A 15,992-nucleotide genomic window follows, 5' to 3' on the forward strand; every position below is an offset into this window, starting at 1 on the left:
CGTGCTGCGCAGGAGCGGCTTCAGCCGCGACGGGCTTCACCGCGAACGCCACCATCGCGTCTGAAGAAACCGCGCCGATGGGACACGTCCCGGGGTGAGAAGTGCCCGGCAGCGGCGTTTGCCTGGGCAAGGATCGCCGCGCAGTCGTCGGATGCGACGTCCTCGCCGCATGTGGTACGTTTCCAGGCGTCGCCAGCCTTCGCGCAAGCCTCCCGCCCGTTCACCGGAGTGCTTTGCGATGCTCTCTCCCTCTCCGTTCGACCGCGCCGGCCTTTCCTCGCGGGGGCCGCGGCGATGACCGACTTCATTACCGACGCGGCACAGCTGCAGGATTGCGTGGGCCGTCTGCCTGGTCCACGCGACATGAAGGTGATCGACCATCTGGACGCGCACGCGCTGCGCTGGCTGGCCGCCAGCCCGCTGCTGTTCGCCGGCGTCGCGGCTCAGCGCCTGGCGCTGAGCGTGGGCAGCGGTGCGCCCGGCTTTGCGCGCGGCGACACCCCGCACCTGCTGTCGATCCCGCTGCAGGCGCTGGATACGGCCCACACGCCTGTCGGCGCCGGCTTCGGCGCGCTGTTCCTGGTGCGCGGCCTGGGCGAGACCCTGCGCATCAATGGCCGCATCGCCGGCGACGATGGCACGCGCGTGTTCGTTGCCGTCGAGGAATGCTATCTGCACTGCGCCAAGGCCCTGCTCCGCGCCGACTGGTGGCAGGCCGCGGAATCCACCGACGAAGCGCCGCCGCAGACCCCGGCTGGATTTCTGGGAAGTTGCCGGCTGCTGGTGCTGGCCACCGCCGATGCCGAAGGCCGCGTCGATGTCAGCCCGCGCGGCGATCGCGCCGGCGCCTTGCTGCAATCCCACCGCGACGCCTGGTGGTTCGCCGACCGCCCAGGCAATCGCCGCGTCGACAGCCTGGGCAATCTGCTGGCGCGGCCGCAGATCGCGCTGCTGGCGCTGCGCCCCGGCAGCGCGCGCTGCGTGCGCATCGAAGGGCTCGCCCGTCCCAGCACCGATGCAGCGATCCGCAGCGCGCTCGCGGTCGATGGACGCGTTCCGCATCTGGCGGTGCGGGTGCTGCCGGCAGTGCTCGAAGACATCCACAGTCCTGCGCTGCGCCGCTTCGACCACTGGCCGCCCACTGCCATCGCACACGACCTGAACCCGCCGACGATCTTCCGCGACCACGTCAGGCGCAGCGGCGCGCGCGGCGCCCAGGCCACGCTGCTGCGCGCGGCGGTCTCGGTGCCCGGCATGGTCCGCAAAGGACTGCAGGCCGACTACAAGAAGAACATGTACTGAGCGCGCAATGCCGCCGGTTCACCCATCTGCGTCGATCGCGCCGGGCGCGCTGAGGTGATGCACCGCATAGCAGTGCGCATCGTCGTCCGCCGGCGGCAGGTCGCGCCACAGATGAAACCGCAGCCGCGTCCATCCCTGCGGTTCGTAACCGTGCACCGTGGCCAGCATGCGTTCGTCGGGCGCACGCATAGCGTCGGCGTCGTTCTCCAAGTCCGCTGATGGAGCTTGAAGTACGCGGGTGGCGTAGCGCGCCGTGCGCAGCGCCGCGGACGTCCATGCCGTGCCGACCATCCACGACTGCACTGGCGGGCGGCCGAAGGCCTCGCACAGTGCGGCGAACGCGGGACCGGCGAGAAACGCATGCATCGCTGCCGCATCGCGCCACAGATAGAACGGCGCATACAGGTTCTGCCGGGCGTGCAGGAGCGGATCGCCACGATCTGCGACCAGGTAAGCCTTGAACCACAGCCCCGGCAGCGTATCGAGCAACGGCCCCTTGTCGGCGATGCGGCGGCGGATGATCGCCATGTCGTAGTCCGCCGGCAGCGCGATGCTGTACTGCATGGCGATCATGCCGGCGCTCCGCTGGCCACGATGCCCGCACGGCCGCCGCCGAAGGACCAGTCCTGCGCCGCGGTGGTGACGATGGTGACCATCACGTCCTCCGGGGCGATCCCCGGCGCGATCGCCAGCAATTCGACCAGCCGCCGGTAGAACGCCTGCTTGCAGGCGTCGCTGCGTTCGCGGCCGGCGGTGATGGCGATCAGCACGAAGCCCTCCGAGCGCGGCCCGCCCAGGTAGTGGCGGTCGAACACCAGTTCGTCCGGGTCGTGCTGGTGGATGACCTGGAAGCAGTCGCCAGCCGGCACGTCGAAGGCCTCGTGCATGGCCTGGTAGAGGCTGGCCGACAGCGCGCGCAGGTAGGCAGGCGGATGACCGCGCAGTAGCGAGATGCGGGCGTACGGCATCAGCGCGCCTCCATCGTGGCCGGCTTCGCCGCGTCGGCGGCGCGCAGCAACGGCAGCGCCGATGCCGCGCACGGCCAGCCGGCGTAGAACGCCAGGTGGGTGATGGCTTCGGCCAGGGTGTCGCGGTCCAGGCCGTTGTCCAGCGCGCGCGCCAGGTGAAACGGCAGCTGCTCCAGGCGAGACAGCGCCACCAGCGCCGCCACCGTGACCAGGCTGCGTTCGCGCGGCGACAGTCCCGGGCGCTGCCACACCTCGGCGAACAGCACCTCGTCGGTCAGGCGGGCGAAGGCCGGCGCGATGTCGCCGAACGCGGCCTGGGGAGAAGGAAACGGGGTGGCTGGGTCGGACATCGGGCAGGCCTCGCATGGGGGAACGGGAACAGCCTAGTCGCGCACAACCTTCCGAAAAATCGGAAAATATCGAAACGACCATCTGGAAAATCAGGATCGACCGATGCGCCCGATCACCTTCGACCTCGACGCGCTGCGCAGCTTCGTCGCCGGCGTGGAACTGGGCAGCTTCGCCAAGGCAGCCGACCGCCGCGGGCGCTCCACCTCGGCGATCAGCGCGCAGTTGAAGAAGCTGGAGGAGCAGGCCGGGCAGCCGGTGCTGCGCCGCCAGGGCCGCGGCCTGGCCCTGACCGAGGCCGGCGAAGCCTTGCTGGGCTATGCGCGGCGGCTGCTCGAGCTCAACGACGAGGCCGTCGTGGCCCTGCAGGACACGGCGCTGCAGGGCTGGGTGCGGCTGGGGCTACAGGAGGACTTCGGCGAGCACATGTTGCCGGACGTGCTGGGGCGCTTCGCCCGCGCCCACCCGCAGGTGCGGATCGAAGCGCGCATCGCCCGCCACCAGGAACTGCTGGCACGGGTGGAGGCGGGGCACCTGGACCTGGCCCTGGCCTGGGAGTCCGGCGCCACCTCGCCGTATCGGCAGGCGCAAGCGGCGTGGCCGCTGCGCTGGATCGCCGCAGACGACCGCAGCAGCCTGTCCACGACGGCCACCTGGAGCGGCGACGCGCCGCTGCCGCTGGTGATGCTGGAAGCACCGTGTTTGCTGCGCACCGCCGCGACCACCGCCCTGGACCGCGCCGGCATCCCGTGGCGCATCGCCTTCACCAGCGCCAGCCTTGGCGGGGTGTGGGCAGCGGTCCGCGCCGGATTGGGCATCACCCTGCGCACCCCGGCCGGCGTGCCGGCCGGACTGACCCTGCTGGCGCCCGGCGCCGGCGGCCTGCCGACGCTGCCGGCACTGGGACTGACCCTGCACCGCGCGGTCGCCACGCCACCGCCGGCGGTGACGCGGCTGGCGGAGATCGTGCAACAGCGTTTGCACGAGGCGCGCGTAGCGTATGGCAATCCGGAATGAGATCGCTACGTGCGGCGCCACATACGGCCGGCCCACACGCCAAACGCGTTCCGACAGGGCGATCCAGACCACCAGCGACACGCCAGCGAGCGCTGCAGACGGTTTGCACAGACGCAGGAAAAACCGTCGGGCGACAAGGACCGAACGCTGCTCCGCCGCCCCGGGTCGTTTAGCCCATCAAGGCATCGAACCGAGGCTGCCGGCGAAAACCTGCGGATGGTCATTTCCCACTGGACAACGCCGAGACCTGACGCCCACTCCTGCCAGCCCGCACCCGGCGACACGGGCGCCGCCAAAGCGAAACACCGATCACGTACCGGAACCGGCGCTGCGCATGCCGATCAGAGGTTGGTCTTGCACGGCAGCATTTTGCTCCACAGCCCCCCACCGCCGTTGAGCATGCCGGCGCCTCCGGAAAGCGCGGTCTTTACCGTGCCGCCATCGGTCTTGATTTCCACTTCCTTGAAAAGCTCGTCGGCGCGCGCGACCGTGTAATCCTGACGCTCGTAATGATCCACCTGCATGGAATCGCCGTAGCTGCTGCCCGCATACACATCGCGTGACTTGGCCTGATCGAACTGGAACTGCAGGGCCAGAATGTAACGGCCGGGCAGCATGTCGGTGAACTGAAACGCACCCTTGGCGTCGGTCTCCGTCTCCACGCGCGCGTTGTAAGCCTGGTCGGACATCTTTACCGCTTCCTTACTGGGGTCGGCCTTCTTGCGCATGGCAACCCACTGCTCGTAGTAGGGCGTCGCCGGAAACAGCATGACCTTGCGATTGTTGGCCAGAAACACGCGGTTGTCGTGATAGGCGCAGGCCACGCCGGTGATGGTCGCATGACCCTTGGCCAGAGCAGCCTCTGCGGCTTGCTTGTCAAACGGCTGGCTCGGCATGACCTCACGGATCTTCGGCGTGTTGTCCACGGTCGGCGAGGTGCGCACCTGCGCGGCGCCCTGGCCGGCAGCGGCCAGTCCGCAGCTCAGCAACAGGACCCAGCCACGGCGTGTAATCGTCGGCATTTCATTCCCCCTATTCGTCCCTGAAGGCGCGCACGCTAGCACGATCCGTTGCGGCGCCATAGGGGTGTCCCGCCCGGGCGGGCCAGCCCCCTTAGCCACGCGCTGCCGCTGCGACCGGCGCGCTGCGCCTCTCGCGCAGGCGCAGGAACGGCCGCTCCACCGCGTAGTGCAGGACGGCCGCGAACAGCAGTGCCGTGCCGGCATAGGCGGCGAAGGCGAGCACGCCGCGGCCGTCCAGTTGCGCGCCGAACCACACCTGGGTCAGATGGAACGCGGCCTTGTGGCTGAGGTACAGGCTGTAGGACACCGCGGCCAGCCAGGCCGCACCCGGCACCCGGCAACGCCCCAGCCATCCCTGCGTGGAGGCGCCAGCGCCGACCAGCAACGCCAGCCCCAACGACAGCACCGGCCAACCGACCGCATTGCCGAGCAGGCCGGTGCGGTCGCGGAACAGCCACATCGCCAGCGCACAAACCGCGATCCCGGCAAGCGCGACGGTGCTGGCATGGCGCTGCATGCGCTGCCACTGCTGCGGCCGGAATGTCTTCAGCACCGCCAGCGCCACGCCGGCCAGCAGGCCGTCCAGGCGGTTCCAGGTGGGGTAGTAGAGATCCTCGATGAACCAGTTGCGCTGTAGCCCGGCACCGATGCGATCCAGCGCGCTGTCGTGCAGCCAGATGGCGCTGCGCAGGGCGATGCCGGCCAGCACCACGGTCACGCACAGCGCCACGAAGCGCGGCGCGGACGGCCGCCGCAGCAGCCACGCCGCCAGCAGCGGAAATACCAGGTAGAAGTGCTCTTCCACGCACAGCGACCAGGCATGCGAGAACGCCTGCTGGTTGGCGTAGTCGATACCAAGGTTGAGGGTAAAACTGGCGAACAGCCACCACGGCGCGATCCCGGGCGCCTCGCGAAAACCGGGCCAGGCCAGGTACAACGCCAGCACCACCACGTACGCCGGCAGGATGCGATAGGCGCGGCGGCGGTAGAACTCGCCGTAGCGCAGCCGCTCGCCACGGGCCAGCGGCGCCAGTACCTGGCCGCCGATCAAAAAGCCGCTGAGCACGAAGAACAGGTCCACGCCCATCCAGCCATAACGCGACAGCCACTCCCAATCCGGACCCAGCCCACCGACCACGAAGGAGTGGAACAACATCACCCAGACGATGGCGGTGGCGCGCAGCAGGTCGAGGCCGGGATAGCGCATCGCAGGGGTTGGCGGTGAGGAGCGAGCAGCTTACTGGCTGCATCGCCGGTTGCGACAGTGGCCGTCTACCGACGCCCAAGCGATCGCGCCTGGAAGATGCAGCCGCGGCGCCAGGCGGCTAAGCCTAACCTCCATGCTGTCTGCACGGGCGTACCCTCACCCCAACCCCTCTCCCGGGGGGAGAGGGGCTTGCGTGGATCGCCGCTGTCAGCCCAGCGGTTCGTCCGACAGGTAGGTGTAGCCGGTCAGGCCGGCCTCGAGCGCGTCGGCCAGTTCCGTCGCCTGCGCGGCCGGCAACTGCGCGGCGGCCACGCGTTCGGCGTAGGCGGCGCGCAGGTCGTCCAGGCGGTAGCCGACGTAGTCCAGCATCACGTCGGTGGTGTCGCCACGGCGCTGCTGGGCGATGCGATAGCCGTCGCCGTCCACCGCCACTTCCACCGCGTCGGTATCGCCGAACAGGTTGTGGATGTCGCCGAGGATTTCCTGGTAGGCGCCGACCAGGAAGAAGCCGATGCGGTAGCTCTCGCCCGGACGCAGCGCGTGCAGCGGCAGCGAGCTATCCAGGCTTTCGTTCTCGACGTAGGTCTTGACCATGCCGTCCGAATCGCAGGTCATGTCGCAGACCACGCCGCGCCGCGCCGGCGCCTCGTTGAGGCGTTCGATCGGCACGATCGGGAACACCTGGTCGATCGCCCACACGTCGGGGATCGATTCGAACACGCTGAAGTTGACGAAGTACTTGTCGACCAGGCGCTCGTTGAGCTCGTCCAGCACCGGGCGGTGGCTCTTTTCCTCGTGGCTCAGCCGCGCCCGCACGCCGTGGGCGATGGCGTAGAACAGGTCGTCGATGCGCGCACGGTGGGTCAGGTCGATCTGGCCCAGGGCGTAGCCGCTGAGGCCTTCGGCATGGAAATGCTGCGCCTCCTGGAACAGTTCCACCGCCGGGCGCTGGTCCAGTTCGGCATGGATCTCGCGCAGGTGGCGGATCGCCGCCGGTTCGTCGTCGTGCGCGTCGGGCACGCGGCCCTCCGGCGCCTGCTCCACCTCGGACACGTTGGCGATCAGCACCGCGTGGTGCGCGGTCATCGCGCGCCCGCACTCGGTGACGATGCGCGGCGGCGGCAGGCCGTGCTCCTCGCAGGCGCTGGCCAGCGGCTGCACGATGTTGCTGGCGTAGGAGTGCAAGCCGTAGTTGATCGAGCAGTAGCTGCGCGAGCGGGTACCTTCGTAGTCGATGCCCAGGCCGCCGCCGACGTCGACGTGGCTGATCTTCGCGCCCAGCTTGGACAGCTCGACGAAGTAGCGCGTGGCCTCGCGCATGCCGTTGGCGATGTCGCGCACGTTGGAGATCTGCGAGCCCATGTGGAAGTGCAGCAGGTTCAGCGCGTCGGCGTACTCGGTGTCGCGCAGTGTCTTCCACAGGTCCAGCACCTGCCGCGGCGACAGCCCGAACTTGGCCTTGTCGCCGCCGCTGTTCTGCCACTTGCCCGCGCCCAGCGAGGCCAGGCGCATGCGCACGCCCAGGCCCGGCTTCACGTCCAGCGCGCGCGCCTCCTCCAGCACCAGCTTCAGCTCCGACGGCTTCTCGATGACGATGAAGGTCTGCAGGCCGAGCTTGCGCCCGATCAGCGCCAGGCGGATGTACTCGCGGTCCTTGTAGCCGTTGCACACGATCAGCCCGCCCGGCCGCGACAGCGCCAGCACCGCCATCAGTTCCGGCTTGCTGCCCGCCTCCAGGCCGAAGCCCTCACCCTGGTGGCTGGCCAGGGTGCCGGCCACGCCGCGGTGCTGGTTGACCTTGATCGGGTACACCGCGGTGTAGCCGCCGGCGTAGTCCCAATCGGCCTGGGCCTGGGCGAAGGCGGCCTGCAGCTTGCCCAGGCGCTCGCCGAGGATGTCGGGGAAGCGCACCAGCATCGGCAGTTTGGCGCCGGCCGCGCGCGCGGCGTCCACCACCTCCGGCAGCGCGATCGCCACGCCGTCGGCGCCCTGCGGCCGCACCACCACCCGGCCGGCCGCGTCCACGTCGAAGTACCCGTCGGCCCAGTGCGGGATCGAGTAGGTCTTGCGGGCTTGGTCGAGGGACCAATCGCTCATCGTGGCGGCTCGGCTGACGGAAAAAGGGCGTGGATTGTAACCCCTGCTACGCGTGGGGTCCGTTACAATCCGCGCCGTTCCGACGCCCTCGGCTCCTGGCGGAGCCGGGCCGGGTTCGCGGGCGCGTGGTGCGGGCTGGATGCGCGAGGCTGCGCTCGACCCTCATCCGGAGAGACGTGGTAACAGCGTCGTGTGGCCTGGCTGCACGAGGCTGCGCCCGACCCTCATCCGGGGAGGTACGGTAACAGCGTCGCGTGGCCTGGCTGCACGAGGCTGCGCCCAACCCTCATCCGGAGAGGTGTGGTAACAGCGTCGTGTGGCCTGGCTGCACGAGGCTGCGCCCGACCCTCATCCGGGGAGGTGTGGTAACAGCGTCGCGCGGCCTGGCTGCACGAGGCTGCGCCCGACCCTCATCCGGCGCTTCGCGCCACCTTCTCCCGGGGGGAGAAGGAAATGCTGCATTCTTTTTGCTTTCCTAGGACATCTGCATGAGCGCCAACGACAACTGGTACATCGAACACTTCCAGCCCACCGGCTCGGCCATCGGCTACCGCATCACCGGCAAGCTGGACGAGGTGCAGTCGCCGTTCCAGAAGATCGAGATCTACGACACCACCGACTGGGGCAAGTTGATGGTGATCGACGGCGCGGTGATGCTGACCACGCGCGACAACTTCTTCTACCACGAGATGATCAGCCACCCGGCGCTGTTCACCCACGCCGCGCCCAAGCGCGTGGTGATCATCGGCGGCGGCGACTGCGGCACCCTGCGCGAAGTGCTCAAGCACCCGGGCGTGGAAAGCGCTACCCAGTGCGACATCGACGAGCAGGTCACGCGCATGGCCGAGAAGTACTTCCCGGAGCTGTGCGACTCCAACAACGACCCGCGCGCCGAACTGCTGTTCGACGACGGCGTGGCCTACATGGCCAACTGCCCGGCCGGCAGCGTGGACATCGTCATCGTCGACTCCACCGACCCGGTCGGCCCGGCCGAAGGCCTGTTCAACAAGGCCTTCTACGAGAGCTGCTTCAAGGCGCTGAAGGACGACGGCATCCTGGTGCAGCAGTCCGAATCGCCGCTGGCGCTGCTGGACCTGATCAAGGAAATGCGCGCGGAAATGGGCAAGGCCGGCTTCGCCAGCTTCCACACCGTACCGTTCCCGCAGCCGTGCTACCCGACCGGCTGGTGGAGCGTGACCATGGCGCGCAAGCAGGGCGGCTTCGACTTCCGCCAGGACGACGCCGCGGCCAAGCCGTTCGCCACGCGTTACTACAGCGCGCACCTGCACACCGGCACCCAGGTGCTGCCGCCGTTCGTGGCCGAGGCGCTGGGCGGCTAAGACCCAGACCTCCTTCGGCATCGGCGCATGACGTGCGCCGATGCCGCGGAGCACTGTCGGGGCCCTCGGTAAGGCCGGCCCCCAACGCGTGCGCATCCGCATAGATGGGCGCGCTGCATCGCGCATGGCATCGCCTCGCCGGTTGCCGCGAGCGCGCGCTGCACGGCCGCCAACGCCGAACGATGCCGCACGCCATGGCCCGCGCGTGCGACGATGCGCCGGCCTCCATCGCACAAACCGCGAGCCCTCATGCGCTCCCAGACGACGTCGCCGTGGACCCTGTGCGCGCTGGCCGCGATCGGCTTCGTCGTCGCCTGCGTCGCCCACGAAGCGGTGGGCCATGGCCTGGCCTGCCTGGGCAGCGGCGGCACCGTCCGCTGGCTCACGTCGGTGTACTTCCGCTGCCAGCCCGGCCAACCGATCGTCGATGCTGCCGGGCCGCTGGCGAATCTGTGCGTGGCCGCACTCTGCATCCTGGCGGCACGCCGCCGTCGCGCGGACATGCCGCGCCTGGCGCTCGCGCTGATCGCCGCCTTCAACGGACTGTGGGGCGCCGGCTACCTGCTGTTCTCCGCGGTCACCGATGACGGCGACCTCGCCTTCGTCCTGCGCGATCTCGGCCTGCAGCCGGTCTGGGCCTGGCGGCTGGGGATGGGACTGGCCGGTGCATGGCTGTATGTGCAGGTGCTGCGCGCCATCGCCCCGTGGCTGCCGAAAGGCAGGCCAATGCTGGCGGCCTACGCCACTGCCGGCGCGGTGGCCTGCGTGAGCGTGCTGTTTCATGCCGGGCCGGTGCTGCCGGCATTGCGCGAGGCGGCACAGGAAGGCCTGTTGGCACCGATCGGCCTGGTGGTCGTTGCGCTGTCGCGCCGGTCGCGCGCGCCGCTGCCGCTACCGTCCAGCCGCGCCACGGTCATCGTGGCGGTGCTGGTGGTGGCGACGTTCTGGCTGACCCTCGGCCGCGGCTACGGCGGCGTCTGAGCCTGTGTCTGGCGTAAACGTGCCTGGCCTATCCAACGGGCCCGCCACGCCTGTAGGGGCGGCTTCAGCCGCGACAGGTTCTATCGGGAACGCCCATCGCGGCTGAAGCCGCTCCTACACGCCACCATCCATGCCAGGCCAATGCGCGCGCCGTGACTGCGTTACAGCGCGTCTGCGTCCAGTTCGCCGGTGCGGATCCGCACCACCGTGCCGAGGTCGTAGACGAAGACCTTGCCGTCGCCGATCTTGCCGGTGGCGGCAGCCTTGACGATGGCTTCGACCACGCGCTCCACCTGGTCCTCGCTGACCGCCACTTCCAGCTTCACCTTGGGCAGGAAATCGACCACGTACTCGGCGCCGCGGTACAGCTCGGTGTGGCCCTTCTGCCGGCCGAAGCCCTTGACCTCGGTGACGGTGATGCCGGCCACGCCCTGCGCGGCGAGCGCTTCGCGCACGTCGTCGAGCTTGAACGGCTTGATCACGGCCATGATCATCTTCATGCGGCGTTCTCCAATCACAATGGCGTCAGGATAGCGCGGTTGCGCGATTCCCGGCCGTCGGGTTCAATGGCCGCGCGCCCCCAACGCCGGAATTTTCCGACAGCGCGCCGCGTCCGATCCCGATGGTCCCGACCTGCCGGGTGCCGCACTCTGACGCCACCTGCCGGAGCACAGCCATGATCGACCTCAACCATCTCGACGACCTCGCCCGCCGCCTCAGCGACCTGGTGCCGCCGGGCCTGCGCCAATCCCGCGACGAACTGCAGAGCACCTTCAAGAGCGCGCTGCAGGCCGGGCTGGGCAAGCTCGACCTGGTCACCCGCGAGGAATTCGAAGTGCAGCGCGCGGTGCTGCTGCGCACGCGCGAGAAGCTCGAGGCGCTGGAGCGCAGCGTCGCCGCGCTGGAAGCGGCGCGCAGCGGGGCCACGCCCAGCCCCACCGCCTGATCCACCCGCCACCATGAGCCTGGCGCTGGTGCACAGCCGTGCCCGCGCGGGGGTGCTTGCGCCTCCGGTTCGGGTCGAAGTCCATCTCTCCGGCGGCCTGCCGTCCACCCAGATCGTCGGCCTGCCCGAGGCGGCGGTACGCGAATCGCGCGATCGCGTCCGCGCCGCCCTGCTCTGCGCGCAATACGAATTCCCGGCACGGCGGATCACCGTCAACCTGGCACCGGCCGATCTGCCCAAGGAGGGCGGCCGCTTCGATCTGCCGATCGCGCTGGGCATCCTCGCCGCCGCCGGCCAGCTCGACCCGCAGGTGCTCGGCCAGTACGAATTCCTCGGCGAACTGGCGCTGACCGGCGAATTGCGCCCGGTCGACGGCGTCCTGCCGGCCGCGCTGGCCGCCGCCGAGGCCGGGCGCACCCTGATCGTCCCGGCCGACAACGGCGCCGAGGCGGCACTGGCGCAACACGTGCAGGCTTTCACCGCGCGTACCCTGCTGGAGGTCTGCGGATTGCTCAACGGCAGCAAGACCCTGCCTGCGGCAACGGCCCCGCCCGTGGTCGCCGCCCCCTTTCCCGACCTGAGCGACGTCCGCGGCCAGGCGCAGGCCCGTCGCGCCCTGGAGATCGCCGCGGCCGGGCATCACCACCTCTTGCTGATCGGCAGTCCCGGCTGCGGCAAGACCCTGCTGGCCTCGCGCCTGCCCGGGATCCTGCCCGAAGCCAGCGAAGCCGAGGCGCTGGAGAGCGCGGCCATCGCCTCGGTCAGCGGCCGCGGTGTGGATCCGGCGCGCTGGCGGCAACGCCCGTACCGCGCACCGCACCACACCGCCAGCGCGGTGTCCCTGGTCGGTGGCGGCAGCCATCCGCGTCCTGGCGAGATCTCGCTCGCGCACCATGGCGTGTTGTTCCTGGACGAGCTGCCCGAGTGGAACCGGCATGCGCTGGAAGTGCTGCGCGAGCCACTGGAGTCGGGCCAGGTGACCGTGTCACGCGCGGCACGCAGCGCCGAGTTCCCTGCGCGCTTCCAGTTGGTCGCGGCGATGAATCCCTGCCCCTGCGGCTGGACCGGCGACCCCAGCGGCCGCTGCCGCTGCAGCGAGGACGCGGTGCGGCGCTATCGCGCACGCATCTCCGGCCCACTGCTGGACCGCATCGACCTGCACGTGGACGTACCGCGGCTGCCGCCGCAGGCGTTGCGCGCCGATGCGCCGCCAGGCGAGTCCAGTGCCGCCGTGCGCGAACGCGTGGAGCAAGCACGGCAACGCCAGCAGGCCCGCGCCGGCCGGCCCAACGGCCAACTCGGCCACAGCGAAACCCTGCGCGATTGCCGCCTGCGACCGCGCGACGAGGCGCTGCTGGAACAGGCCATCGAGCGCCTGCGGCTGTCGGCACGCTCGCTGCACCGGATCCTGCGCGTGGCCCGCACCATCGCCGATCTGGACGCCAGCGACGCCATTGCCACCGCGCACCTGACCGAGGCCATCGCGTATCGGCAACTGGATCGCGGCGAGCCGACGGCGAGCGCCGTGGGTCCGACGTCACCCGGGGCTCGCCGCCTGGTCGGTTGAAGAAGCCGCAGCGGGCCAGTGTGTCCCGCTCTTCGGCACCGGGCCGCGATGGACGAGCGCATCTCCTGCCATACACGCCTACCCGCTGACAGCGTCCACCCACTCGGCAAGCAAGGCATTGCACCGCCTGGCATGGGTGAAGGTCATGCCGTGCGACGCGCCGGCCAGCACCTCATGGCGCGCCTGCGGCAGCCAGGTCGCCAGCGCGGCGGCGTTGTCGCGGTACTGCGCCGGGCTGCGTTCGCCGGCGACCAGCAACACCGGCATCGCCAGAGCAGCGGCCTGCTCGGGCCGGTACGCCGGCAGCAAGTCGGCGATCTGCGGCACCAGGGTCTGCGCGTTGTCGCGGACCATCTGCCGGAAGCTCGCGCTGCTGCGCGCCCAGGCGCCGGGCTGGCTGACCGAATCGACGAAGCATTCCAGGCCGGCCTCGACCTGACCGTCCTGGAGCAACGCGATCGCCTGCGCGCGGACCGCCTGCACCTCGGCCGGCAGGCCCTGCGGTTGCGGGCCGCCCGGATCGAACAACGTCAGGCTGGCAATCGCGTCCGGCCGCAGCAGCGCCGCCTGCCAGGCGACGGCGGCGCCGCGGGAATGGCCGACCAGATGCACCGACCGCGCTTCCTCGGCGATGAAGGCGGCCAGCTGCCGCGCATGCCAGCGCCAACCGAACGCATGCCGCGACGCCGACGGCAGCCGCGGGTAGTACTGGCCCAGGCTCAGCGCGCTGAGCTGGAAGCGGTCGGCCAGGCCGCGCAGCTGCGGCGCCCAGTAGCGGTAGTCGCACAGGGCGCCGTGCACCAGCAGCACCGGCGCACCCTCGCCAAGCCGCAGATAGGCCAGCGCGTCGTCCGCGCCGAGCCGGCGGACGGCCGGCTTGGGCAACGCGGTGCGTGGACTGACCGTACGCGGAATGGTCATGTCCGGGCGCAAGTCTGCGCGGTGCGCCGGATGCGCAGGCACGGGCCGACGATGCCGGCATCTGCGGCGCAACAGGCGGCAGGATGGGTAGGCACAAGAGCAGGAATGGGGACGATGGGCGCTGGCATGCGCATACGATAGCCGCGTCGCCGGCATGCGCGCTGCGGCGCCTGCAGGCCTGTTGACCAAGCACGCGCTCGTCGGAAAAGACGATGCGAAGGACGCAGGGGCAGAACGGGATGGCGCGCCCGGAGGGATTCGAACCCCCGACCAATGGCTTCGGAAGCCACTACTCTATCCGGCTGAGCTACGGGCGCAACGGACGCGCATTCTAACGACATTCGTCGGCCGCGTCTCCCTCGGCCGCAACTCGCTGCGGCAGCGGCGCCACGGCCAGTCCGATCCGGCTGCGCCGCTGTCCGGGCAAGCGGTGCGCGGATGACGCAGGGGCCGATCGAACGCCGGGCGTCGCAGGCGCGCTGGCGCGTCGTCCGCCTTGCGCTGACAGGCCACCAACGCCGTCCGCACACCGCCGACGCCTCGCGCTGCCGCCGCCAGCGCGCGGAGCGCGGGCCAAGCCCACGACACCGCGTGCTGCCGCCCACACCACCCGGCTGCTACCCTTGCGCGATGGGTTACGAACGCTACGAAACGCCTGCCGCGCTGCCGCCGCGCGCGCGCCTGGGCCAGTACTGGAAACTGCTGCGCGGCGACCGGCCGATCGGCGTGCTGCTGCTGCTGTGGCCGACCTGGTGGGCGCTGTGGCTGGCTGCCGACGGGATACCGCCGCTGTGGACCCTGTTCGTGTTCACCGCCGGGGTCTGGCTGACCCGCTCGGCCGGCTGCGTGATCAACGACTACGCCGACCGCTGGCTGGACCCGCAGGTCGAGCGTACCCGCAGCCGGCCGCTGGCCACCGGTGCGGTCAGCGGCCGCGAAGCGCTGGCGGTGTTCGCGGTGCTGATGCTGCTGGCGTTCGCACTGGTGCTGACGATGAACGCGCTGACCATCGGCCTGAGCGTGGTCGGGCTGTTCCTGGCCGCCAGCTATCCGTACCTCAAGCGCTACACCTACCTGCCGCAGGTCTACCTGGGCATGGCCTTCGGCTGGGGCATTCCGATGGCCTTCGCCGCGGTGCGCGGCGATGTGCCGGCGCTGGGCTGGCTGCTGTACGCGGTCAATATTCTGTGGGCCACCGCCTACGACACCTGGTATGCGATGGTCGATCGCGAGGACGACCTGCGCGCCGGCTCCAAGTCCACCGCGATCCTGTTCGGCGAACTGGACCTGGTCATCCAGGGCGTGCTGTACGCGCTGATGTTCGTCGCCCTCGCCTTCGTCGGCCACCGCGCGAACCTGGGCGTGTGGTACTGGGCCGGGCTGGGCGCGGCGGCGCTGCTGGTCGCCGCCGAGTTCCGCATGGCCCGGCACCGCGAACGCGCAGCCTGCTTCCGCGCCTTCCTGCACAACAACTGGGTCGGCCTGGCGATCTTCGCCGGCATCGCTACGGCGCTGGCGTTGCGCGCGGCATCCCCCTGAGGCCACCGACTAGCGCCCACAGCGTGGGGACATCGCAGGTCGCTGCTCGCGGTTGGCGCGAGCGCCGCCGATAACGCAGCTGGGCCATCCCCGCTTGCCGCGCAGACCCGGCGGCATTGCCATTTCGATCCGTTCCACGCCTTGTGCCTGCACAGGTCCTCCGTGGAACGCCCTGGCGCGAAACCCGGCCTGCCGCCGCTTTCCCGCTATCGCATGCGGCCTTATGCTCCGTAGATGTCGATGCCGATCCGTGTCCGTGCGTTTGCGCCTGCCGACGCGGACGCGCTTGCCACGTTGTTCCATGCGTCCGTGCGCCAGGCCGGCATCGGCGATTATTCGGCCGAGCAGGTCGCGGCCTGGAGTCCGTCGCGCCCCGACCCCGGCACCTATCTAAGGCGAGCCGCACACCGGACGATCCTGGTGGCAGTGGACGCAAAGGGCGTGGTCGTCGGCTATGGTGATTTGGAGCCGGACGGCCACATCGATCATCTCTACTGTCACCCGGAGCGGGTGGGAACCGGCATAGGCTCGGCGATCTGCGCCGAACTGGAGGCGGTGGCTCAGAAGACCGGCATCGCCGTACTGTCTGTCGAAGCAAGCGAGGGCGCGCGCCGTCTCTTCGCACGCCGCGGCTTCGCGCTCGACTCCCGCAACGCGTTCTTTTTCAATGGCGTGATGCTGCACAACTACCGTATGTCGAAACGGATTGCCTGACGGCGGGTATCCGCACACGTCCG

At 70.0% G+C, this 15,992-nt stretch carries 16 protein-coding genes and 1 tRNA gene; 8 read left to right on the plus strand and 9 right to left on the minus strand.

The features are described from left to right. The first annotated feature begins 294 nt into the window (after positions 1-294). Positions 295-1,302, plus strand: a complete 1,008-nt coding sequence (locus AC1G9L_RS19615) for a pyridoxamine 5'-phosphate oxidase family protein (RefSeq protein ID WP_019801226.1) — start codon at positions 295-297, stop codon at positions 1,300-1,302. 18 nt (positions 1,303-1,320) lie between these two features. On the opposite strand, the gene AC1G9L_RS19620 is transcribed toward AC1G9L_RS19615, so the two are convergent. Genes AC1G9L_RS19620 through AC1G9L_RS19630 form a run of 3 tightly spaced genes read right to left on the minus strand, consistent with a single transcriptional unit; the run spans position 1,321 to position 2,620 of the window. Then, entirely contained in the window at positions 1,321-1,875 is a 555-nt protein-coding gene (locus AC1G9L_RS19620; protein ID WP_019801225.1) for a DUF4865 family protein, read from the minus strand. Next, entirely contained in the window at positions 1,872-2,270 is a 399-nt protein-coding gene (locus AC1G9L_RS19625; protein WP_019801224.1) for a tautomerase family protein, read from the minus strand. The genes AC1G9L_RS19620 and AC1G9L_RS19625 overlap by 4 nt, the downstream gene beginning before the upstream one ends. Beyond that, positions 2,270-2,620, minus strand: coding sequence for a carboxymuconolactone decarboxylase family protein (locus tag AC1G9L_RS19630; protein WP_019801223.1), 351 nt, complete (start codon positions 2,618-2,620; stop codon positions 2,270-2,272). Before AC1G9L_RS19630 ends, AC1G9L_RS19625 begins: the two co-directional genes overlap by 1 nt. Before the next feature lie 103 nt (positions 2,621-2,723). On the opposite strand from AC1G9L_RS19630, the gene AC1G9L_RS19635 reads away from it, so the two are divergent. After that, on the plus strand, positions 2,724-3,635 hold the full coding sequence (locus AC1G9L_RS19635; RefSeq protein ID WP_481069766.1) for a LysR substrate-binding domain-containing protein: 912 nt from the start codon (positions 2,724-2,726) through the stop codon (positions 3,633-3,635). Between the two features lie 341 nt (positions 3,636-3,976). On the opposite strand, the gene AC1G9L_RS19640 is transcribed toward AC1G9L_RS19635, so the two are convergent. From AC1G9L_RS19640 to speA, 3 genes are all read right to left on the minus strand, one after another. Further along, positions 3,977-4,657, minus strand: coding sequence for a carboxypeptidase-like regulatory domain-containing protein (locus AC1G9L_RS19640; protein WP_481069767.1), 681 nt, complete (start codon positions 4,655-4,657; stop codon positions 3,977-3,979). A gap of 91 nt (positions 4,658-4,748) precedes the next feature. Continuing rightward, positions 4,749-5,864, minus strand: coding sequence for an acyltransferase family protein (locus AC1G9L_RS19645; protein WP_019801121.1), 1,116 nt, complete (start codon positions 5,862-5,864; stop codon positions 4,749-4,751). Positions 5,865-6,071: 207 nt separating this feature from the next. Beyond that, positions 6,072-7,961: an arginine decarboxylase gene (speA, locus tag AC1G9L_RS19650; RefSeq protein ID WP_019801331.1), complete on the minus strand. Its 1,890-nt coding sequence runs from the start codon at positions 7,959-7,961 to the stop codon at positions 6,072-6,074. Positions 7,962-8,449: 488 nt separating this feature from the next. On the opposite strand from speA, the gene speE reads away from it, so the two are divergent. Then, positions 8,450-9,301, plus strand: a complete 852-nt coding sequence (speE, locus tag AC1G9L_RS19655) for a polyamine aminopropyltransferase (protein ID WP_017916998.1) — start codon at positions 8,450-8,452, stop codon at positions 9,299-9,301. A gap of 249 nt (positions 9,302-9,550) precedes the next feature. Beyond that, the gene (locus AC1G9L_RS19660; RefSeq protein ID WP_019799954.1) at positions 9,551-10,282 is read left to right on the plus strand and encodes a hypothetical protein; all 732 of its coding nucleotides are present in this window, start codon (positions 9,551-9,553) and stop codon (positions 10,280-10,282) included. Positions 10,283-10,443: 161 nt separating this feature from the next. Here the strand turns inward: AC1G9L_RS19660 and AC1G9L_RS19665 are convergent, their stop codons facing one another. Continuing rightward, entirely contained in the window at positions 10,444-10,782 is a 339-nt protein-coding gene (locus AC1G9L_RS19665; protein WP_010341856.1) for a P-II family nitrogen regulator, read from the minus strand. A gap of 176 nt (positions 10,783-10,958) precedes the next feature. On the opposite strand from AC1G9L_RS19665, the gene ubiK reads away from it, so the two are divergent. Continuing rightward, positions 10,959-11,228 carry a ubiquinone biosynthesis accessory factor UbiK gene (gene ubiK, locus AC1G9L_RS19670; protein WP_019799953.1) on the plus strand — a complete coding sequence of 90 codons (270 nt, stop codon included), beginning with the start codon at positions 10,959-10,961 and terminating at the stop codon, positions 11,226-11,228. A gap of 13 nt (positions 11,229-11,241) precedes the next feature. Then, on the plus strand, positions 11,242-12,795 hold the full coding sequence (locus AC1G9L_RS19675) for a YifB family Mg chelatase-like AAA ATPase (protein ID WP_019799952.1): 1,554 nt from the start codon (positions 11,242-11,244) through the stop codon (positions 12,793-12,795). Positions 12,796-12,873: 78 nt separating this feature from the next. On the opposite strand, the gene AC1G9L_RS19680 is transcribed toward AC1G9L_RS19675, so the two are convergent. Both AC1G9L_RS19680 and AC1G9L_RS19685 read right to left on the minus strand, forming a co-directional pair. Then, positions 12,874-13,716 carry an alpha/beta fold hydrolase gene (locus AC1G9L_RS19680; protein ID WP_481069768.1) on the minus strand — a complete coding sequence of 281 codons (843 nt, stop codon included), beginning with the start codon at positions 13,714-13,716 and terminating at the stop codon, positions 12,874-12,876. Positions 13,717-13,956: 240 nt separating this feature from the next. After that, a tRNA-Arg gene (locus AC1G9L_RS19685) sits at positions 13,957-14,033 on the minus strand. A gap of 313 nt (positions 14,034-14,346) precedes the next feature. Here AC1G9L_RS19685 and ubiA point away from each other — a divergent pair. Continuing rightward, positions 14,347-15,255 carry a 4-hydroxybenzoate octaprenyltransferase gene (gene ubiA / locus AC1G9L_RS19690; protein WP_019799950.1) on the plus strand — a complete coding sequence of 303 codons (909 nt, stop codon included), beginning with the start codon at positions 14,347-14,349 and terminating at the stop codon, positions 15,253-15,255. A gap of 234 nt (positions 15,256-15,489) precedes the next feature. Further along, positions 15,490-15,969, plus strand: coding sequence for a GNAT family N-acetyltransferase (locus tag AC1G9L_RS19695; protein ID WP_019799949.1), 480 nt, complete (start codon positions 15,490-15,492; stop codon positions 15,967-15,969). The last annotated feature ends 23 nt before the right edge of the window (positions 15,970-15,992 follow it).

The organism is Xanthomonas sp. NCPPB 1132, from assembly GCF_056629235.1.